Annotated in this window: 23 protein-coding genes; 12 read left to right on the top strand and 11 right to left on the bottom strand. The window is 67.6% G+C overall.

Annotated features, from left to right (window positions below; genetic code table 11):
* Nucleotides 1–11: 11 nt before the first annotated feature.
* The 3 genes from ACT54X_RS17995 to ACT54X_RS17985 form a co-directional block, all read right to left on the bottom strand.
* A complete protein-coding gene (locus tag ACT54X_RS17995; protein ID WP_294372614.1) occupies nt 12–1118 on the bottom strand; it encodes a 5-methyltetrahydropteroyltriglutamate--homocysteine S-methyltransferase in 1107 nt (368 codons plus the stop codon).
* A 111-nt stretch (nt 1119–1229) separates the two neighbouring features.
* Nucleotides 1230–2186, bottom strand: a complete 957-nt coding sequence (locus ACT54X_RS17990) for a PDR/VanB family oxidoreductase (protein ID WP_294372612.1) — start codon at nt 2184–2186, stop codon at nt 1230–1232.
* The gene (locus ACT54X_RS17985; RefSeq protein ID WP_294372610.1) at nt 2183–3235 is read right to left on the bottom strand and encodes an aromatic ring-hydroxylating dioxygenase subunit alpha; all 1053 of its coding nucleotides are present in this window, start codon (nt 3233–3235) and stop codon (nt 2183–2185) included. Before ACT54X_RS17985 ends, ACT54X_RS17990 begins: the two co-directional genes overlap by 4 nt.
* 157 nt (nt 3236–3392) lie before the next feature.
* On the opposite strand from ACT54X_RS17985, the gene ACT54X_RS17980 reads away from it, so the two are divergent.
* The 7 genes from ACT54X_RS17980 to ACT54X_RS17950 all read left to right on the top strand — a co-directional run bounded on the left by ACT54X_RS17980 (nt 3393) and on the right by ACT54X_RS17950 (nt 9667).
* Nucleotides 3393–4163, top strand: a complete 771-nt coding sequence (locus ACT54X_RS17980) for a GntR family transcriptional regulator (RefSeq protein WP_294372608.1) — start codon at nt 3393–3395, stop codon at nt 4161–4163.
* A gap of 195 nt (nt 4164–4358) precedes the next feature.
* On the top strand, nt 4359–5528 hold the full coding sequence (locus tag ACT54X_RS17975; protein ID WP_294372604.1) for an ABC transporter substrate-binding protein: 1170 nt from the start codon (nt 4359–4361) through the stop codon (nt 5526–5528).
* 275 nt (nt 5529–5803) lie between these two features.
* Nucleotides 5804–6676, top strand: coding sequence for a branched-chain amino acid ABC transporter permease (locus tag ACT54X_RS17970; protein WP_294372601.1), 873 nt, complete (start codon nt 5804–5806; stop codon nt 6674–6676).
* A complete protein-coding gene (locus ACT54X_RS17965; RefSeq protein ID WP_294372598.1) occupies nt 6676–7665 on the top strand; it encodes a branched-chain amino acid ABC transporter permease in 990 nt (329 codons plus the stop codon). The genes ACT54X_RS17970 and ACT54X_RS17965 overlap by 1 nt, the downstream gene beginning before the upstream one ends.
* On the top strand, nt 7662–8441 hold the full coding sequence (locus tag ACT54X_RS17960; RefSeq protein ID WP_294372595.1) for an ABC transporter ATP-binding protein: 780 nt from the start codon (nt 7662–7664) through the stop codon (nt 8439–8441). The genes ACT54X_RS17965 and ACT54X_RS17960 overlap by 4 nt, the downstream gene beginning before the upstream one ends.
* Nucleotides 8438–9154 (top strand): ABC transporter ATP-binding protein, encoded by a 717-nt coding sequence (locus tag ACT54X_RS17955; protein WP_294372592.1) that lies wholly within the window; start codon nt 8438–8440, stop codon nt 9152–9154. Before ACT54X_RS17960 ends, ACT54X_RS17955 begins: the two co-directional genes overlap by 4 nt.
* Nucleotides 9155–9313: 159 nt before the next feature.
* Entirely contained in the window at nt 9314–9667 is a 354-nt protein-coding gene (locus ACT54X_RS17950) for an H-NS histone family protein (RefSeq protein ID WP_017758504.1), read from the top strand.
* A gap of 83 nt (nt 9668–9750) precedes the next feature.
* Here ACT54X_RS17950 and ACT54X_RS17945 read toward each other — a convergent pair whose 3' ends face one another.
* Entirely contained in the window at nt 9751–10740 is a 990-nt protein-coding gene (locus tag ACT54X_RS17945) for an NADPH:quinone oxidoreductase family protein (protein WP_294372588.1), read from the bottom strand.
* 117 nt (nt 10741–10857) lie between these two features.
* Between ACT54X_RS17945 and surE the strand changes: the two genes are divergently transcribed.
* Genes surE through rlmD form a run of 4 tightly spaced genes read left to right on the top strand, consistent with a single transcriptional unit; the run spans nt 10858 to nt 14918 of the window.
* On the top strand, nt 10858–11622 hold the full coding sequence (gene surE / locus ACT54X_RS17940; protein ID WP_017758506.1) for a 5'/3'-nucleotidase SurE: 765 nt from the start codon (nt 10858–10860) through the stop codon (nt 11620–11622).
* Entirely contained in the window at nt 11619–12437 is an 819-nt protein-coding gene (locus ACT54X_RS17935; RefSeq protein ID WP_476347799.1) for a protein-L-isoaspartate(D-aspartate) O-methyltransferase, read from the top strand. The genes surE and ACT54X_RS17935 overlap by 4 nt, the downstream gene beginning before the upstream one ends.
* A gap of 11 nt (nt 12438–12448) precedes the next feature.
* On the top strand, nt 12449–13336 hold the full coding sequence (locus ACT54X_RS17930; protein WP_294372584.1) for a peptidoglycan DD-metalloendopeptidase family protein: 888 nt from the start codon (nt 12449–12451) through the stop codon (nt 13334–13336).
* A 46-nt stretch (nt 13337–13382) separates the two neighbouring features.
* Nucleotides 13383–14918: a 23S rRNA (uracil(1939)-C(5))-methyltransferase RlmD gene (gene rlmD / locus ACT54X_RS17925; RefSeq protein ID WP_294372578.1), complete on the top strand. Its 1536-nt coding sequence runs from the start codon at nt 13383–13385 to the stop codon at nt 14916–14918.
* A gap of 73 nt (nt 14919–14991) precedes the next feature.
* Here the strand turns inward: rlmD and ACT54X_RS17920 are convergent, their stop codons facing one another.
* Nucleotides 14992–15693, bottom strand: a complete 702-nt coding sequence (locus tag ACT54X_RS17920; protein ID WP_017758510.1) for a Bax inhibitor-1/YccA family protein — start codon at nt 15691–15693, stop codon at nt 14992–14994.
* A gap of 177 nt (nt 15694–15870) precedes the next feature.
* On the opposite strand from ACT54X_RS17920, the gene ACT54X_RS17915 reads away from it, so the two are divergent.
* Entirely contained in the window at nt 15871–16278 is a 408-nt protein-coding gene (locus ACT54X_RS17915; RefSeq protein WP_114802402.1) for a GlcG/HbpS family heme-binding protein, read from the top strand.
* A 204-nt stretch (nt 16279–16482) separates the two neighbouring features.
* On the opposite strand, the gene hemP is transcribed toward ACT54X_RS17915, so the two are convergent.
* The 6 genes from hemP to ACT54X_RS17885 form a co-directional block, all read right to left on the bottom strand.
* Nucleotides 16483–16668 (bottom strand): hemin uptake protein HemP, encoded by a 186-nt coding sequence (gene hemP / locus ACT54X_RS17910; protein ID WP_294372917.1) that lies wholly within the window; start codon nt 16666–16668, stop codon nt 16483–16485.
* A 268-nt stretch (nt 16669–16936) separates the two neighbouring features.
* A complete protein-coding gene (locus tag ACT54X_RS17905; RefSeq protein WP_294372571.1) occupies nt 16937–17350 on the bottom strand; it encodes an ExbD/TolR family protein in 414 nt (137 codons plus the stop codon).
* Nucleotides 17351–17354: 4 nt separating this feature from the next.
* Entirely contained in the window at nt 17355–18071 is a 717-nt protein-coding gene (locus ACT54X_RS17900; RefSeq protein WP_294372567.1) for a MotA/TolQ/ExbB proton channel family protein, read from the bottom strand.
* Between the two features lie 19 nt (nt 18072–18090).
* Nucleotides 18091–18807, bottom strand: coding sequence for an energy transducer TonB (locus ACT54X_RS17895; protein WP_304306862.1), 717 nt, complete (start codon nt 18805–18807; stop codon nt 18091–18093).
* A 104-nt stretch (nt 18808–18911) separates the two neighbouring features.
* Nucleotides 18912–19184, bottom strand: coding sequence for a (2Fe-2S)-binding protein (locus ACT54X_RS17890; RefSeq protein ID WP_043112580.1), 273 nt, complete (start codon nt 19182–19184; stop codon nt 18912–18914).
* Between the two features lie 118 nt (nt 19185–19302).
* The gene (locus tag ACT54X_RS17885) at nt 19303–19983 is read right to left on the bottom strand and encodes a Fe2+-dependent dioxygenase (protein ID WP_294372559.1); all 681 of its coding nucleotides are present in this window, start codon (nt 19981–19983) and stop codon (nt 19303–19305) included.
* Nucleotides 19984–20058 lie beyond the last annotated feature (75 nt).

Genomic DNA, 20058 nt, shown 5'->3' with positions numbered 1-20058 from the left:
CCGCCGCGGACTCAGCTTCCCCAGACCTCTTGAGCGGTCTCGATGACCAGGCGCAGCTTCTGCCGCTGCGCTTCGACGGCGATGTTGTTGCCGTGCACGGTGGACGAGAAGCCGCACTGCGGCGACAGGGCCAGCTGCTCCAGCGGCGCGTGCTTGGCGGCCTCGTCGATGCGGCGCTTGAGGTCCTCCTTGCTTTCCATCTCACCGAACTTGGTGGTCACCAGGCCCAGCACCACGGTCTTGCCCTTGGGCAGGAAGCGCAGCGGACGGAAGTCGCCGGAGCGGTCGTCGTCGTACTCCAGGAAGAAGGCGTCGAGGTTCATCTCGGCCAGCAGGGCCTCGGCCACGGGCTCGTAGTTGCCGGCGGCGGCATGGGTGCTCTTGAAGTTGCCGCGGCACAGGTGCATGGCCAGCAGCATGCCTTCGGGCTTGTGGGCCACCACCTTGTTGATGAAACCGGCGTAGCGGTGCGGCAGCTCGTTGGGGTCGTCGCCGCGCTGACGGGCGGCCTCGCGCATCTTCTCGTCGCACAGGTAGGCGAGGTTGGTGTCGTCCATCTGCACGTAGCGGCAGCCGGCGTCGTACAGGCTGCGCAACTCGTCGCCATAGGCCTGGGCCACGTCGTCGTAGAAGGCCGGATCCAGTTCGGGATAGGCCGTCTTGCTGATGCCGGCACGGCCGCCGCGGAAGTGCAGCATCGTGGGCGAGGGAATGGTCACCTTGGGCGTGCAGCCGGCGGCCACCTGGCCCTTGAGGTATTCGAAATCGGCGCGCTGGATGTCCTTGGCGTGGCGCACCTTGTCGACCACGCGGATCACCGGCGGGGCCAGCTCCTCGGTGCCATCGGCCTTCTTGACCGTGACCGGGATGTCGGTCTTGACACCGCCCAACTGCTCCAGGAAGTCGATGTGGAAGTAGGTGCGGCGGAACTCGCCATCGGTGATGCTCTTGAGGCCGACGTCCTGCTGGAACTTGACGATCTCGGCGATGGCCTTGTCCTCGACCTCGCGCAGCGCCTCGGCGCCGATCTCGCCTTTGGCCTTTTTGTCGCGGGCCTCCAGCAGGTATTGCGGGCGCAGGAAGCTGCCGACATGGTCGTAGCGGGCGGGCAGTTGCATGGTGTCTCCTGAGAGGTGAAAAAGGAACGCCGCCTTGTGAGGCGGCGGCCGGGGGATCGTAGCCGTTGGACCCTTTGAATCAAAGGGCCGCGGAGCAGCTTCGCGGGTGCTTCAAAGATCCAGCACCAGCAGCGGCGTCTTCGACCGCGAGCAGCAGGGCGTGAACTGGTCGTTGGCCGCCCGCTCGTCGTCGGTGAGGTAGCAGTCGCGGTGGTCGGGCACGCCCTCCAGCACGCGCGTGATGCAGGTGCCGCACACGCCCTGCTCGCACGAGACCATGATCTCCACGCCCTCGGCGCGCAGGGCCTGCACGATGGTCTGGTCCTTGGGGATGCGGTAGGTCTGGCCGCTGCTGGTGAGCTTGACCTCGAAGGGCTGGTCGCCGCTGGTGTCCTGCGCGGCGGCGGCGAAGTACTCCAGGTGGATCTGTTGCGCCGGCCAGCCGTTGGCCTTGGCGGTGTTCACCACATGGTCGATGAAGCCGCCGGGACCACAGACGTAGATCTGCGTGCCGGGCTCGGGCGTCTTCAGCAACTCGGCCACGCGCAGCTTCTGCGCCTCGGCGCCGTCGTCATGGTGCAGGTGCACCTTGTCGGCGAAGGCGCTGGCGGCGATCTCGTCACGGAAGGCGGTCCGGGCGGCCGACCGCGTGCAGTAGTGCATCTCGAAATCGGCGCCCCAGGTGGCCAGGCGCTGTGCCATGCACAGGATGGGCGTGACGCCGATGCCGCCGGCCAGCAGCAGGCTGCGCGGTGCGTCGTGCAGCGCGAAGTGGTTGCGCGGCGCGCTGATGGTCAGCACATCGCCTTCCTTGACCAGGTCGTGCACGGCCGCCGAGCCGCCGCGCGAGGTGGGCTCGCGCAGCACGGCGATGCGGTAGCGATGGCGCTCGGCCGCGCTGTTGCACAGCGAGTACTGGCGCACCAGCCCATTGGGCAAATGCACATCGATGTGGGAGCCGGCGCCGAAGCCCGGCAGCGGACGCGCGTCCGCGCTCACCAGTTCGAGCGCGACGATGCCCTCGGCCTCCTGCGACTTGCGCTGGACGCGCACCTGCAACGACGTCATGCGGCCACCGCCTCGGCCGCCGGGGCGCGCTCGGAGGCCAGCAGGCGGTCGATGATGCGGCGCGACTGCACGCCGCCCGCGTCGATGTTGAGCATCAGCAGCCGGCGCGCCGGATGGGCCAGCAGCGAGCGTTGCTGCGCTTCGAGCATCTCGGTGTCCTCGGCGAAGACCTTGCCCTGGTTCTCGCGGATCTGGGCGGTGAGCGCCTCGTCCTTGACATTGAAGTTGCGCGCCATGCCCCAGAAGTACCAGTGCGAGGTCTCGGTCTCGGGCGTGATGAAGTCCACCACGATGCTGTAGACCTTCTTGTCGGCCGGCGCGTGGTAGCCGCCATGGCCGGCCAGCGCCACGCCCACTTCGATCATCACGTGACTGGGCGGCGTGAAGCGGCAGACCTGCCAGCGGTCCACCGGCTGGTCGTCGGGCAGGCCGTTGCCGCGCAGGTTGGCTTGCCAGAAGGGCGGCGCCATCACGTTGTCCATGAAGCGGCTGGTGACGACCTGTTCGCCCTCGGTCTTGGTGGTGACCGGCGTCTCGTCGATCTCCTTCTGGCCGATGCTGGTGCTGTGCACGTAGGTCTCGTGCGTCAGGTCCATCAGGTTGTCGATCATGAGCCGGTAGTCGGCCTGGATGTGGTACAGCCCGCCGCCGTAGGCCCAGTCGGGGTTCTGCGCCCATTCCAGGTGGTGGATCTTGGCCGTGTCGGCCTGGGCCTGGTCGCCGGGCCACACCCAGATGAAGCCATAGCGCTCCTCGACCGCGAAGCGCTTGATGCAGGGAAAGCCGCCGACGCGCTGGCCGGGCATGGAGACGGTCTTGCCTTCCTCGCCCATCACCAGGCCGTGGTAGCCGCAGACCAGCTTGCCTTCGCACACCTGGCCCAGCGACAGAGGGGCGCCACGGTGGGGGCAGAAATCCTCGAGGGCGACGACGCGGCCACCCTCGCCGCGGTAGAAGACGATGCGCTCGCCGCAGATGGTGCGGCCGAGCGGCTTGTGGGCGATCTCATCGGGGGTACAGGCCACGTACCAGGCGTTCTTGGGATACATCGGGGGTCCTCGGGAATCGGCTTGGGAATGGCGCGATTATGGAAAGCGATGTTGGCGATGTATACAGAGATGCCGCTCAAATGGCGTGAAACCTAGGGAAAACCACGAATAAGTGCCTTGATCTTTGTCGCAATGTATACAGATAGACTCCCGCCTCATGCCAGAAGCCGCACTCTCCAACGCCGCTGATGCGGGTGCCTCACAGGCCGTGCGGGCGCAGTTGCGGCTGCGCGAGATGATCCTGGCCGGTGAGCTGCCGCCCGGCGAGCGCGTGGGCGAGGTGGCCATCGTCGAGAAGCTGGGCATCTCCCGTACGCCGATCCGCACGGCGCTGGTCCGGCTGGAGCAGGAAGGCCTGCTGCAGGCCCTGCCGCATGGCGGCTTCGCGGTGCGTTCCTTTTCGGAGCGCGAGGTGTCCGACGCCATCGAGCTGCGCGGCACGCTCGAAGGCCTGATGGCTCGCCTAGCGGCCGAACGCGGCGCGGCCTCGGCGTTGCTGGCCCAGGCCGACGAGAGCCTGGCCGACATCGACGCCGTGCTGGCCCGTCCGCGGCTGGACGACGCCGACTTCCTGCGCTACGTCGAGGCCAACCAGCGCTTCCACCGCCTGCTGGGCCAGATGGCCGACAGCAGCGTGCTGCAGCGTGAACTGGATCGCGTGGTGCAGATGCCCTTCGCCTCGCCCTCGGGCTTCGTGGTGGTGCAGGCCAATTCGCCGCAGGCGCGCGACATGTTCATCGTGGCGCAGGACCACCACCGCGCCATCCTCGAAGCCATCCGCCACCGCGAGGGCGCCCGGGCCGAGGCGCTGGTGCGCGAGCACGCGCGCATTGCGCAGCGCAACCTGCGCGCGGCGATGCGCGACCGCGAGGGTCAGCGCCTGCCGGGCGTGGGCCTGATCCGCCCCGATGCGCCGCGCGCGGCCTGAGAGGCCGCGGAGGACGCCGGCCATGAAAGGTACCGTCTCGGTGTCTGTTCCCATGCGGTCCTGCACGGCACGGTCCACAATCGCCGGCGCGTTCGGTGCCGTGCCCGGATCCGCCCGTTCCCACGGGCCCGAGTCGGTGGCTGCGGACCTCTCTTCTTCTTCTTCTTCTTCTTTCTGACCCACGGAGACTTCTTCATGCAAAAGCGATTGTTCGTCCAGGCCACGCTCGCAGCCGCGGCACTGGCCAGTGCACCGGCCTGGGCGCAGGGCACGCCCTTCAAGATCGGTCTCATCCTGCCGATGACCGGCCAGCAGGCCTCCACCGGCCGCCAGGTCGAGGCCGCGGCCCGGCTGTACATGGCGCAGAACGGCGACACCGTGGCGGGCCGCAAGATCGAGCTGATCGTCAAGGACGACACCGGCCTGCCGGACGTGAGCAAGCGCCTGGCGCAGGAGTTGGTGGTCAACGAGAAGGTCAACGTGCTGGCCGGCTTCGGCCTCACGCCACTGGCCCTGGCCGTGGCGCCCATCGCCACGCAGAGCAAGACGCCGCAGGTGGTCATGGCTGCCGCCACGTCGAGCATCACCGAGGCCTCGCCCTTCATCGTGCGCTCCAGCTTCACGCTGCCGCAGGTGTCGGTGGCCATGGGCGACTGGGCACCCAAGAACGGCATCAAGAGCGTGGTCTCGCTGGTCAGCGACTACGGCCCGGGCAACGACGCCGAGAAGTTCTTCACCGAACGCTTCCAGCTCAACGGCGGCAAGGTGATCGAGAAGCTGCGCGTGCCGCTGCGCAACCCCGACTTCGCGCCCTTCCTGCAGAAGGTGCGGGACGCCAAGCCCGATGCACTGTTCGTCTTCGTGCCCTCCGGCGCGGGCGCGGCGGTGATGAAGCAGTTCCTCGAACGCGGCATGGACAAGGCCGGCATCAAGCTGATCGCCACCGGCGACGTGACGGATGACGATCAACTGGCCGACATGGGCGACGGCGCCCTGGGCGTGGTCACTTCGCACCACTACTCGGCGGCGCATCCGTCGGCACTGAACAAGAAGTTCGTCGAGGCCTTCGAGAAGGCCAACAAGGGCATGCGCCCCAACTTCATGGCCGTGGGCGGCTATGACGGCATGCGCGTGATCTATGAAGCCCTGAAGGCCACCGGCGGCAAGGGCGACGGCCCGGCGCTGCTGGACAAGATGAAGGGCCAGATCTTCGAAAGCCCGCGGGGCCAGGTGCTGATCGATGCGCAGACCCGCGACATCGTGCAGGACGTGTACCTGCGCAAGGTCGAGAAGAAGGACGGGGCGCTTTACAACGTGGAGTTCGACGTCATCAAGGCCGTCAAGGACCCGGGCAAGGCCAAGTAACTTGGCTCGCCCCCAGGCTGCGCGGCCCTGAGGGCCGCTCCGCCAACCCCCTGCCGGGGGCGACACCGGTGGCCCGGCAAAGCCGGTTCCACGGTGTCTTGCGGGGTACCGGGTTCTTTTGAACTCTAGGGTGCGCGGCGATTGCGCTTTCCATTGACCGCTTTCCCGCAGGCCGAGCGCGTGTGTTCGGCCATGTTGTTCCTTGTGGCTTGGCCGGCTTGGCGCCTCCCGTACACCCAGCCTCGCCCTCTCATTCCTCTCTCGATGCGGCGCTCATGCTGACTATCCTGTTCGACGGCATTGCCTACGGCATGCTGCTATTCGTGCTCGCCGTGGGGCTGGCGGTGACGCTGGGGTTGATGAACTTCATCAACCTGGCGCACGGCGCCTTCGCCATGGCGGGCGGCTACATCACGGTCTATGCGATGCAGAAGCTGGGACTGCCCTTTCTGCTGTGCCTGCCGCTGGCCTTCGTGCTGACGGCGCTGATCGGCGCGCTGCTGGAGCGCACCCTCTACCGGCCGATGTATGGCAAGCCGCACCTGGACCAGGTGTTGTTCTCCATCGGCCTGGCCTTCATGGCGGTCGCGGGCCTGGACTACTTCGTGGGCTCCTCGCAGCAGAACCTGCAGCTGCCCGAGTGGCTGCGCGGCCGCACGGAGGTCGGCGATGGCGCCCTGCTGCTGGGCATGGGCCATTACCGCCTCTTCATCATTGCGGTGTGCGCAGTGCTGGCGGTGGTGCTGCAGTTGGTGCTCACGCGCACGCGCTTCGGCAGCCGCCTGCGTGCAGCGGTGGACGATCCCACCGTGGCCGCCGGCCTGGGCATCAACGTGAACCAGGTCTTCCTGGCCACCTTCGCGGTCGGCTCGGGGCTGGCGGGCCTGGGCGGCGCGCTGGGCGCCGAGGTGCTCGGCATGGACCCAACCTTCCCTCTCAAGTACATGATCTATTTCCTGATCGTGGTGGCCGTGGGCGGCACCTCGTCCATCACCGGCCCGCTGGCGGCGGCGCTGCTGCTGGGCATCGCCGACGTGGCGGGCAAGTACTTCATTCCCAAGATGGGCGCCTTCACGGTGTACCTGCTGATGATCCTGATCCTGATGTGGCGCCCGCAAGGCCTGTTCACGCGTAAAGGAGGCAAGTGATGGCCGGCCCGCTCAACACTGGCGCCGACTGGCGCGCTCCGCTGCTCGGCCAGGCACGCTGGCGCTGGTGGGAATTCCTGCTCTGGGCGCTGGCCTTCGCCGCGCCGCTGGTGCTGCCGCAGCATGCGCTGATGGTCAACGAGATCGCGATCGTGGCGCTGTTCGCCATGTCGCTGGACCTGGTGCTGGGCTACACCGGCATCGTGTCGCTGGGCCATGCGGCCTTCTTCGGCTTCGGCGCCTATGCCGCGGCGCTGTTCGCCAAGCTGGTCATGCCCGACCCGACCGTGGGCCTGGTGGTCGCCACCGTCCTGGCCGCGCTGCTGGGCCTGGCCGCCAGCGTGACCATCCTGCGCGGCAGCGACCTCACGCGGCTGATGGTGACCCTCGGCACGGCGCTGCTGCTGCTCGAACTCGCCAACAAGCTCGACTGGCTGACCGGGGGCGCCGACGGCCTGCAGGGCGTGGTCATGGGCCCGGTGCTCGGGCTGTTCGACTTCGACCTCTACGGCCGCGTGGCGGCCTGGTATTCGCTGGCGGTGGCGCTGGTGCTCTTCCTGCTCATGCGGCGGCTGGTGCATTCGCCCTTCGGCGCCACGCTGATGGCCATCCGCGACAACCGGCTGCGGGCCATGGCCATCGGCATTCCGGTCACCTCGCGCATGTCGGTGATCTACACCATCGCCGCTGCCGTCGCTGGCGCTGCGGGCGCACTGCTGGCACAGACCACGGGCTTCGCCTCGCTCGATGTGCTGGCCTTCGACCGCTCGGCCGACGTGCTGCTGATGCTGGTCATCGGCGGCGTGGGCTGGCTCTATGGCGGGGTGGCGGGCGCCATCGTCTTCAAGCTGCTGCAGGACACGCTCTCCAGCGTCACGCCGCAGTACTGGATGTTCTGGATCGGCCTGCTGCTGGTGCTGCTGATGCTGGTGGGGCGCGAGCGCCTGCTGCGTCCGCGGACCTGGTTCCGGAAGGGAGGTGCGGCATGACGGCGACCTCTCCCGAGACTCCCGAGATCGTGCTCGAGGCCGAGTCGCTGGTGATGCGCTTCGGCGGCATCACCGCCACCGACCATGTGTCGATGCGCCTGGCCAAGGGCGCGCGCCATGCGCTCATCGGCCCCAATGGGGCCGGCAAGACCACGCTCATCAACCAGCTCACCGGCGTGCTCACGCCCAGCGAAGGGCGCATCCGGCTGCTGGGCGAGGACATCACCCGCCTGGCGCCGCACCGGCGCGTGACGCGCGGATTGGTGCGCACCTTCCAGATCAATCAGCTCTTCGACAGCATGACGCCGCTGCAGACGCTGGCCCTGGTGGTGGCGCAGCACCGGGGGCAGGGCGCCCGCTGGTGGCAGCCGCTGGGCCGCGATGCGGCGGTGGCCGAGCGGGCCGGTGAGCTGCTGAGCCAGTTCCACCTGGCCGATGTGGCGCACACGGAAGTGCGTCACCTGGCCTACGGCAAGCGCCGCCTGCTGGAGATCGCCATCGCCCTGGCCTGCGAGCCGCGTGTGCTGCTGCTGGACGAGCCGGTGGCCGGCGTGCCTGCCGGCGAGCGAGAGGAACTGCTGCAGACGGTGGCCGCGCTGCCGGCCGATGTCTCCGTCCTGCTGATCGAACACGACATGGATCTCGTCTTCAGCTTTGCCAAACGCATGACCGTGCTGGTCAATGGCGCCCTGCTCACCGAGGGCACGCCCGAGGAGATCGCGGGCGACCCGCGGGTGCGCGAGGTCTATCTGGGCCAGACGGAGGTGCACGCATGAGCGGCCCGACGAATGCGCTGTTGCAGATCGAGGGCCTCAGTGCCGGCTATGGCGAGGCCGTGGTTCTCAACGATGTCTCACTGTCGCTGGGGGAGGGCGAGACGCTGGCGCTGCTCGGCCGCAACGGCACGGGCAAGACCACGCTGATCAACACCCTGGCCGGCGCCACGCGCCAGCATGGCGGACGCATCCTGCTGGGCGGCCAGCCGCTGCACACGCTGCCGGCCTACCGCCGTGCGGCGGCGGGCGTCGGCTGGGTGCCGCAGGAGCGCAACATCTTCAAGTCGCTCACCGTGCACGAGAACCTCACGGCGGTGGCGCGCCCCGGCCGCTGGACGCCGGCGCGCGTCTACGAGATGTTCCCGCGCCTGGCGGAGCGCAAGGGCAACCTGGGCACGCAGCTGTCGGGCGGCGAGCAGCAGATGCTGGCCGTGGGCCGCGCCCTGGTGCTCAATCCGCGGCTGGTGCTGCTGGATGAGCCGCTGGAAGGCCTGGCGCCAATCATCGTGGAGGAATTGCTGCGCGCCATTCGCCGGCTGACCCGCGACGAAGGCCTGACGGCCATCATCGTGGAACAGCATCCGCAAGCCATTCTCGCGATTTCGGACCGGGCGGCGGTGCTGGACCATGGTTCGGTGGTCCATCGTGGCGCTGCGGCCGAATTGCTGGCGCAGCCTGTTCTGCTGGATCGCCTGTTGGGGCTGGCCCGCTGAGAGGGCCCGGGCGGGTGCCCGGCACCGACGCCGTTATTGGGATGCGAATACCCTTGTAGTCCGGGGGTATTCAATTCGTGCGCGCCCGCCGTGGCTTGTGGCGTTCAATTCTTGAATTAGAATTCGCGAACTGCTTTCTCAATACAAAGGATTCGAGCAATGGCAACTTTGGCAGAGATCACCGCGCAGATCCAGCAGCGGGACCAGGAAATCGCGGAATTGCGCCGTCAGGCCGAGGAACTGCGTAGCCACGAGCGCGCTGGCGTGATCGAAGAACTTCGCAAGAAGATCGCCGAATACGGCATTACCGCTGCTGACCTCAAGCTGAATGGCCGCGGCGCCGCTACGGGCGCCAAGCGCAGCGTTTCGGCCGCTCCGGCCAAGGCGGCCGCGGTCGTCAAATACCGCAGCCCCACCGGCGAAACCTGGTCGGGTGGCCGCGGTCGCAAGCCCCGCTGGGTGACCGAGGCGCTGGCCGCTGGCAAATCGCTGGACGAGTTCGAAGTCAAGTAAGCAATACACCGCTGCACTTGCTGCAGCGTGAACAAACAAAAATCCCGCGCGCTGCGCGGGATTTTTGTTGACGGGGCGCCGATCTATGGGTTCACCATCACCAGCTTTCCCTTGACCCCACGCGAGCCCATGTGGGCGTAGGCCGCCTTCAACTCGTTCATCGGCATCGTGCGGTCGATCACCGGCTTGATCTTGCCCTGGGCGTACCAGCCGGCCAGTTCTCCCATCATTCGGGCATTGGCCTTGGGCTCGCGCCGCGCGAAATCGCCCCAGAACACACCGACCAGCGATGCGCCCTTGAGCAGCGTGAGATTCAGCGGCAGCGAAGGAATGGGCCCCGAAGCAAATCCCACCACCAGATAGCGTCCGCGCCAGGCGATGGAGCGAAATGCCGGTTCGGCGAAATCGCCGCCCACCGGGTCGTAAATCACGTCGGGTCCCTTGCCATCGGTGGCGTCCTTGATGGCGTCGCGGAAGCCCTGGGGCAGCGCATGCTGGCTGTAATTGATGGTCGCATCCGCACCGATGCTTTTGCACAGCGCGCATTTTTCGTCGGTGGAAGCCGCTGCAATGACGCGTGCGCCCGCCGCCTTGGCGATCTGGATGGCGGAGGTGCCGACGCCGCCTGCGGCGCCGAGCACTAGCACGGTTTCACCCGCCTTGAGCGCGGCGCGATCCATCAGTGCGTGCCAGGAAGTCGCATAGATCATGATGAAGGCGGCCGCGTCCACCATGTCGAATTGCGGCGGCAGCGGCATGCACATGGCTGCCGGCGCCAGCGTGTGCGTACCGAAGCCGCCCGTTCCGGAAAGGCAGGCAATGGGCTGGCCGACCTTCAGGTGGGTGACGCCTTCGCCGACGGCCTTCACGATGCCCGCATATTCGGAGCCGGGCACGAAGGGCAGCTTCGGCTTCATCTGGTATTTGTTCTGCACGATCAGCAGATCGGGAAAGTTCAGGCTGGCCGCCTTGATTTCCACCAGCACTTCGCCCGGACCGGGCTGCGGCGTGGGCAATTCCTTCCAGGTCAGCGCGTCGACGCCGACCGGGTTTTCGCAAAGCCATGCGTGCATGGAATCAGTCTCCGTCTTCATTGAGGCGCAGGCATGATAGGGGGCCGCCTCGCGGCGTTCTTGTCTCTGCGGCGACCCCGTGCCCGTGGGGCTTCGCCTCCTAAAATCCCGCCGCCCATGAAGATCCTCATCTCCAACGACGATGGCTACCAGGCCCCCGGCATCGTGGCCCTGCACGACGCGCTGCGCGAGGTGGCCGATGTCGAGGTCATCGCCCCCGAGCACAACAACAGTGCCAAGTCCAACGCCCTGACCCTGGCGGCGCCGTTGTACGTGCACCGTGCGCACAATGGCTTCCGCTACGTCACCGGCACGCCGGCCGACTGCGTGCACATCGCGCTCAAGGGCCTGCTGGACTACCGGCCCGACCTGGTCGTCTCCGGCATCAACAACGGCGCCAACATGGGGGACGACACCATCTATTCGGGCACCGTCGGCGCGGCCATGGAGGCCTACCTGTTCGGCATCCCGGCAATCGCCTTCTCGCAGACCGAGAAGGGCTGGGCCCACGTCGACGCAGCCGCCCAGGCTGCCCGGCGGCTGGTGGAGCGCATCCAGCGCGAGCGCATGCACGAGCAGCCGGCGTGGCTGCTGAACGTCAACATTCCCAACCTGCCGGCCGAGTCCCTCAAGCCGATCAAGGTCTGCCGTTTGGGCCGCCGCCATGCGGCCGAGAAGGTGATCACCCAGCAGAGCCCCCGCGGCGAGACCATGTACTGGATCGCCGGCGCGGGCGGCGCCAAGGACAGCGGTGAAGGGACCGATTTCCACGCCACCGCCGCTGGCCATGTGGCGGTCACGCCGCTGCAGATCGATCTGACCGACCACGCCAGCCTGGGCGAGTGGCGCGAGGCCGTGCGCCGGCTCGACGCCAGCGACTGAGCCGGACCGACGCAGGAGTCCCGGTGCCGCAGCCTCCACGTTCCCGTCCCACCTTTCCCGTCACCCTCGACCGCGCGCCCGCGCCAGCGGCGCCGACACCTCTGCGGGCCAAGCTGCCCGCGGTTCCGCCGCCGCCACTCAGTGCCACCCCGGCCATGGCCTCCGATGCGGTCCGTCAGCGCATGGTGCGTCGGCTGGCCGCGCAGGGCATCGCCGACGAGCGCGTGCTGCAGGCCATGGGCGCGGTGGCGCGGCATGCCTTCGTCGATGGCGCCCTGGCCGCGCAGGCCTACGAGGACACCAGCCTGCCCATCGGCCTGGGACAGACCATCTCCAAGCCGAGCGTCGTGGCGCGGATGGTCGAACTGTTGCTGGCGGCCCCGGCGCTGGCCGACCAGCCGCAGGCACGGCTGGGCCGGGTGCTGGAGATCGGCACCGGCTGCGGCTACCAAGCCGCTGTGCTCAGCCACGTGGCCCGCGAGGTCTACAGCATCGAGCGGCTGCGCGGCCTGCATGAGAAGGCGCGGGCCAACCTGCGGCCCCTGCGGCTGGCCACCGTGCATCTGCTGCTGGGCGATGGCATGCAGGGCTACCCGGCGGGCGCACCCTACGCGGGCATCATTGCGGCCGCGGGTGGGGCCGACCTGCCGGCGGCCTGGCTGGACCAACTGGCACCGGGCGGGCGCATCGTTGCTCCAGTACAGTCTGGAAATGCGGGCCAAGCACTTGTCATCATTGACAAAACGAACAGGGGGGTTGAGCGCCGGTTTCTTGAGGCCGTCAACTTCGTGCCTCTAAAATCGGGAATTGCATGAAGGAAAGACATATGCAGGGTTCTGGTCGCTGGCACAGGCTGGCTTGGATGGGCGCTGCGGCGGCCTGCGTCGTGCTGGCGGGTTGCGCCTCTTCGCGTGGACCGGCCCCGGTGGAAGATCGCGCGCCCGTGAGTGGGGTGGGCGCCGCGAGCCCGGCGGCGTCGGGACTGCCGACCACGGACGCCAGCGGCAAGCCGCTGCCCGGCATCGAGAACCTGGGCAAGCCGGGTTACTACGCCGTTCGCCCGGGCGACACCGTGCGGCGCATCGCGCTGGATACCGGACACAGCTGGCGGGACATCGTCCGCTGGAACAACCTTGACAACCCCGACCGCATCGAAGTGGGTCAGGTGCTGCGCGTGGTGCCTCCCGTCGCGGGCGCGCCCCTGGTGCCGCCGCCTGCCGTCGCGGGTTCGGGCGCAGGCGCCGTGCCGCCGGCGACGACCACTCCGGTGCCCCCACCGGTGGTGGCCGGCGCGACGCCTCCTGCCAAGCCGGCGGGCAATCCGCCCGCCGCGGGCGGCGAGGATGACCTGGGGTGGATCTGGCCCGCCCAGGGCGCCTTGATCGCCGGCTTCGACGATGCCAAGAACAAGGGCTTGGACATCGCCGGCCGCGCCGGCGATCCGGTGCTGGCGGCGGCCGATGGCAAGGTGGTGTACGCCGGCGCCGGCCTGCGCGGCTACGGCAACCTGATCATCCTCAAGCACAACAACACCTTCCTCACGGCCTACGCGCACAACCAGGCATTGCTGGTCAAGGAAGACCAGTCGGTGCAGAAGGGCCAGAAGATCGCCGAGATGGGCAGCAGCGACGCCGACCGCGTGAAGCTGCACTTCGAGATCCGCCGTCAGGGCAAGCCGGTGGATCCCTCGCGCTACCTGCCGGCGCGGCCTTGAGCATGCGCCGGCCGTCCCCATCAGGGCGGCCGGCGACAATCGGGGGATGACGGATTCCCTCGACAACAAGGACACGCTCCCCACGTCCCCCGCTTCTGCCGACGCCGCTGTGCCCGCTGGCGTCTCGGTCGCTTCTTCCTCTCTCCTCGACCTTCCCGTGCCTCCCGACCGGGCGGCCAGTGCAGCGCTCGAGCCGGGCTGGCTCGCCGTCGAATCGCTCGACCTGGAGGCCCAGGGCGTCGCCCGACGGGAAGACGGCAAGGTCGTCTTCATCGATGGCGCGCTGCCCGGCGAGATCGTCCGGGCCAATGTGCACCGCAAGAAGAACAACTGGGAGCAGGGCCAGCTCACCGACATCCGGCGCGAGTCGCCGTTGCGCGTGCGGCCGGGCTGTCCGCATTTCGGCCTGCACGCCGGCGCCTGCGGTGGCTGCAAGATGCAGCACCTGCACGCCTCGGCCCAGGTGGCTGTGAAGCAGCGGGCCCTCGAAGACAACCTGTGGCACCTGGGCAAGGTGCGGCCAGACACGCTGCTGCGGCCCATCGAGGGCCCGGCCTGGCACTACCGCTACCGCGCCCGCCTGTCGGTGCGCTACGTGCAGAAGAAGGGCACCACCCTGATCGGTTTCCATGAGCGCAAGAGTCGTTACGTGGCCGACATGGAAATCTGCCCCGTGCTGCCGAAGCCGGTCAGCGACATGCTCGTGCCGTTGCGCAGGCTGATCGATTCCATGGACGCGCGGCTGACCTGCCCCCAGATCGAGGTGGCCTGCGGCGATGCCGCGGGCACCACCCGACTTGGCGTCATCGCCCTGGTACTGCGCCACCTGGAGCCGCTGGGTGGAACCGACGGGGACCGCCTGCGCGCCTTTGCCGCGGCGCATCCCGGTGTGCAGTGGTGGCTGCAGCCCAAGGGGCCGGACACCGTCCACCTGCTCGACGAGGCCGTGCCTGACCTGGCTTATGAACTGCCTGAATTCGGCATCACCATGCCCTTCCGGCCCACCGACTTCACCCAGGTCAATCCGCACATCAACCGGGTGCTCGTCTCCCGCGCCCTGCGCCTGCTCGACGTGAAGCCGGAGGAGCGCGTGATCGACTGGTTCTGCGGCCTGGGCAACTTCACCCTGCCGCTGGCCACCCAGGCACGCGAAGTCCTGGGCATCGAGGGCAGCGAGACGCTGGTGGCCCGTGCCCGTCACAACGCGGCCGAAAACAGGCAGGCCGCGCAGCGGCCCTGGGGCAAGGCGGATTTCGTCGCCCGCAACCTGTTCGAGATGACGCCCGAGATGTTGGTGGCGGACGGGTATGCCGATCGCTGGCTGGTCGATCCGCCGCGCGAGGGCGCCTTCGCGCTGGTGAGGGCGCTGGCCGACCTGCATCAGCAGCCTGAACTGCGCACCGGGGGCTGGACGCCGCCCCGGCGCATCGTCTACGTCAGCTGCAACCCGGCCACGCTGGCGCGCGACGCGGGCCTGCTGGTCCATCAGGGCGGCTACCGCTGCACCTTTGCCGGCGCGGTGAACATGTTCCCGCACACCGCACACGTCGAGTCCATCGCCGTCTTCGACCTGGCAGATTGAGAGGGGCGGATCGTCCAAAAGCAAAGGGGCCCGCGTGGGCCCCTTTTTCCGTTTCAGTGCGCTCGGACGGGCGTCAGTCGCGCTCGCCTCCGAAGATGCCCAGCAGGGCCAGCAGGCTCTGGAAGACGTTGAACACGTCCAGATAGAGCGCGAGCGTGGCGCTGATGTAGTTGGTCTCGCCGCCGTCGATGATCTGCTTCAGGTCGTACAGCATGTAGGCCGAGAAGATGCCGATGGCCGCGACCGAGATCGCCATCATGCCGGCGCTGGAGCCGATGAAGACATTGATGATCGAGCCGACGAAGAGCACCAGCACGCCCACGAACAGGAACTTGCCCATGCCGCTCAGGTCCCGCTTGATCACCGTGGCCAGCGATGCCATCACGAAGAACACGCCAGCCGTGCCCGCGAAGGCGGTCATCACCAGCTCGGAGCCGTTCTTGAAGCCCAGCACCATCGCGATCAGCCGCGACAGCATCAGTCCCATGAAGAAGGTGAAGCCCAGCAGCACGGGCACGCCAGCGGCCGAGTTCTTGGTCTTCTCGATGGCGAACATGAAGCCGAAGGCACCGGCCAGGAAGACCACCAGGCCGAGCCCGCCCGTGAGCGCGGCTGTGATGCCGGTGGCCACGCCGAGCCAAGCGCCCAGTACGGTGGGAATCATGCTCAGCGCGAGCAGCCAGTAGGTATTGCGCAGAACGCGGTGGCGCTCTGCCTGGGGCAGCACCTGGCCGTAGCCGGCCGGTGTGTCGAAGGTGGGGGCTCTGTCGTTCATGGCAAAACTCCTGAAAGGGTTGAGGGGACTGCTTGACGGGCAGTTGCAGGTCATTCTAGGAAAGATCAAGGGCAGCGCCGGCATATCCGGACGGCGCGTCGCCCTTTGGAACCATGGGGTCTTGCAGGCGCACGGGGGTGCGGGGCGCAGGGGACGCATCCTGTATTCTTCGGCCCCATGAAGACCAAGCACTTTCTCGAACTCGAAGACGTCAAGAAGATCGCCGCCGCTGCCGAAGCGGAAGCCGTCAAGAACCAATGGGCCGTGACCATTGCCATCTGCGACGACGGCGGCCACCTGCTGTGGCTGCAGCGCCTGGATGGTGCCGCGCCCGTGTCGGCCCACATCGGCCCGGCCAAGGCCCGCACGGCCGCCCTCGGTCGTCGTGAGAGCAAGGTCTATGAAGACATCATCAATGGCGGCCGCACCGCCTTCCTGTCGGCCCCCACGGTGGACGGCCTGCTCGAAGGTGGCGTGCCGATCGTCAAGGACGGCCAGGTGATTGGCGCGGTGGGCGTCAGCGGCGTGAAGTCCAACGAGGACGCGCAGATCGCCAAGGCGGGCATCGCGGCCATCGGCCTTTAACAGGACTGCCGGCGGCCTTGGCCGCCGCGCCCATGAAAAGCGCCCCGCCGGGCAATGCCGGCGGGGCGCTTTCGTTTGGACATCAAGACGCGTTCAGCGCAAAAAAAGGCGTGGCTGGTCGAACACTGGCTGGCCAAAAACGACCCTTGGAGAGTCAGATCTCCTCGAGTCGCCCCACGATGAACGGTCGGGGCAGACGCTGCATCACTTGGTCAGGATGAGCTTGCCGAGTTTGGTGGCCTGTAGGCGATAGAGCGAGCCGTTGTGCAGGATACCGATGGTCTTCTGGCCCTTGAGCAGCTCGCTGCTTTGCAGCAGTTGGGCCGGGGAGGGGGTGATGTGTGCCGATGCGCCACTGCCGCCCTGGTCGAGCGAAGGATGGCTGAGCACTTTCTGGGAATGCGAGGACTGGGCTTGCACGGGATGGACCTTTCGAATCGGATCGGTGAAGCGGATGAGCAAATGATAACGATTCGCACTTATAAAAGCAATCGTCGTCATGAGTTTTTTTGAAGGCAAACCGCCAGCGGGTCCGGCCGGCTCGATTCGGCCCGGCGCGGCCGCCCGCAGGGGTCGCTCTTGGAGGCGTGCCAAAGAAAAAGCCGGCTGCTGCCGGCTCGTTCAGGATGCGCCCGCCTTCCGCACGGGTCTCAGGAAGTTACTGCGGCGTCGGATCGGTGATGAAACCGATCTTGTGCACGCCGGCCTTCTGGGCGGCGGCCATGGCCGTGGCGACGCGTTCGTAGCGCACGTCCTTGTCGCCGCGGATGTGCAGTTCAGGCTGCGGATCGCGCGCGCCTTCGGCCGCCAGGCGCGACACCATCGTCGCGTCGTCGATCTTTTCCTGGTTCCAGAAGTAGCTGCCATCGGCGGCCACGCTCAGCTGGATGGTCTGCGGCTTGGTCTCCTCGCGCTCGTTGGTGGCGCGCGGCAGGTCGATGTTCACCGCATGCTTCATCACCGGTACGGTGATGATGAAGATGATGAGCAACACCAGCATGACGTCCACCAGGGGCGTCATGTTGATCTCGTTCATCACGTCGTCGGCTTCGTCCTGGGTTCCGAAGGCCATGGCATCAGCCCTTCTTGAGCGGCAGGATGGTGGCCGCCTCGCCACTGGCCTGCACCCGGCCACCTGTGACGAAGTAGGCGTGCAGGTCGTGGGCGAAGCTGTTGAGCTTGTTCAGCACGAACTTGTTGCCGCGCACCAGCGCGTTGTAGCCCAGCACGGCAGGAATGGCCACGGCCAGGCCCAGCGCCGTCATGATCAGCGCTTCGCCGATCGGGCCGGCCACCTTGTCGATGGTGGCCTGGCCCGCGGTGCCGATGCCCAGCAGCGCGTGGTAGATGCCCCAGACGGTGCCGAACAGGCCGATGAAGGGCGCCGTCGAGCCCACCGACGCCAGGATGGCCAGGCCGCCCTGCAGGCGCGCCGTGAATTCGTCGATGGCATTGCGCAGGCAGCGAGTGATCCAGTCGCTCACGTCGAGCGCGTCGTGAAGGTGCGCCTTGGTGTTGCGATGGTGGGCGGCGGCCTCGCGGCCTTCGAGCGCGAGTACGCGAAAGGGGTTGCTGTCGTCCTTGCCCAGCTTGTCCAGCGCCGCGGCGAAATCCTCGCTGTGCCAGAAGTTGCCGGACTGCCGTGCCATGCGCTTGTAGCGCACGATGTCGATCGCCTTGACGAGGATGACGATCCACGATGCGAGGGACATGCCCAGCAGCAGCAGGGCCACGGCCTTGGTGACGAAGTCGCCCTGCGTCCAGACGTGCATCAGGCCAAATTGGGAATCCATAAATACTCCAGCGAAAAGATCAGTTCAGGACGAAGTTGAAGGGGGCGCGCAGCAGGTACACCGTCTGGGCGTCGCCGCCGCCCAACTGGCGGAAGGGCGTCACCTGCGCAGTCATGGCCGCGCTCAGCGCGGCCTGGTCCAGCCGCTCGTAGCCGCTGGACTTGGCGATCTCGGCCCGCTTGGCCATACCGTCGGCATTGAAATAGACGGCCACCACCACGGTGCCCGTCTCGCCGAGCTTGCGGCTCATGGTCGGGTAGGTCGCGCGTGGTTCGCGCACGTAGGTGGTCTGTCCCTGCGTGACCTCCACCAGCCGCGGTGCCGGCGGCGCGACCGGTGCAGGTGGCGCGACGGGGGCGGCAGGCGCCGGCGGCGCGGGTGGCATGGGCGCCGGCGCGGTGACGGGCGGCGGCTCCACCACGCCGGTGGGCGCGTTGGGAGCCGGCACCGGCTTGGGCTCCCGGATCGCAATCGGCCGGGGCGGAGGCTTGGGTGCCTGCTTCTGCGGTGGAGCGGGCGGCGGCGGTGGGGGCGGCGGCGGTGGTGCCGGCCGGGGCGGCTCGATGATCTGCGCCAGGATCTCCACCGGCACGATCACTTCGGCGGCCTTGCGGATGAGCCCGCTCTGCAGCGCCCAGAGCGCTGCGGCATGGAAGAGCACCACGCCGCCGACGATCAAGGTCGTGCGGGAGACGCCGAGGGGAGAAGAGGGGGGAGAGGAAAAGCGGCTCGACACGGTCAACCCAGAAACACAGCCCGGCCATGCATGCAGAGCCGGTGAGCGTAGATCAGAAAAGAGGATCTAGCGGCGCAGTACCCACCAGACCGAGCCGGCGAAGATCAGGCCGCCGACGAGGGCTGCGACGAATTCCATGCTTTGCTCTCCGTGATGGCAGTGGCAAGCTGGATCGCGCGGGGTTCGATGTCGCTGTGAAGGGCGGCAACCGGATGCGACGCACTGCATTGGGCCACCACGTCGCGGGCACAGGTTTCGCAGCGGCCGCACTGGGTGGCCACACCGAGCTCGAATTGGATCTCGTCGAAACTCATGCCTGCACGGGCATGCCGCACGATCTCGCGGTCCGACACTCGGCGGCATACACAGACGATCATGGCGGTGGCTGCAGTTGGCTGGCTGTGAGGAAGAAGTTGGACGATTATAAATACGAATTTCTCGCATTCGCAATCTCTATCCTCACTGCAAAGAAGGGTGTCTTCGATGGGGCGTGAGCTACACCTCGGCCCACATCCGCAGCAGGTTGTGGTATGTGCCGGTCAGCGCCACCGTCTCGTCGGTCTCGCCGAGGCGGGCGCGCAGGCTCTGGATGTTCTGGTCCAGCTCGAACAGCAGTCCGCGGCGGGCGTCGTCGCGGACCATGCTCTGCAGCCAGAAGAAGGAGCACACCCGCGCGCCGCGCGTCACCGGCTGCACGCGGTGCAGGCTGCTCGACGGATACAGCACCAGGTCTCCCGCGGGCAGCTTGACCTCGTGCGTGCCGTAGGTGTCGACCACCTCCAGTTCGCCGCCGTCGTAGTCCTGTGGGTCGCACAGGAAGAGCGTGCACGACAGGTCCGTGCGCAGCTGTCCGCCGCCGCCCGGCAGGGAGCGCACCGAGCCGTCAACATGCAGGCCATAGGTCTCGCCGCCCTCGTAGCGGTTGAACATCGGCGGCACCACCCGCAGAGGCAGGGCCGCCGAGAAGAATTGCGGATGCCGGGCCAGCGCCTCGCGGATCACGCCGCCCAGTTCCTGGGCGACGGGCGACTGCTCCGAGAGCTGCCGGTTGTTCTTGACCCGCGCGCCCTGCGGGCCCGCCGAGTCGCGGCCGTCGATCCACTCGGCGGCGTCCAGCGCCGCACGCAGCTGCCGCACCTGCTCGGGGTTCAGGACTTCGGGGACATGGACCATCATGGTGTCGTTCTCCTCGACAAGCGAAAAACCCGGCCAGGCGGCCGGGTGGATGGGGACTGCGCGCCTGAGGCGGCG

It is taken from the genome of Pseudacidovorax sp. DMC4 (genome assembly GCF_056314265.1).
The sequence above is the reverse complement of the archived record's forward strand: the minus strand, read 5'-3'. Positions and strand labels throughout refer to the sequence as shown.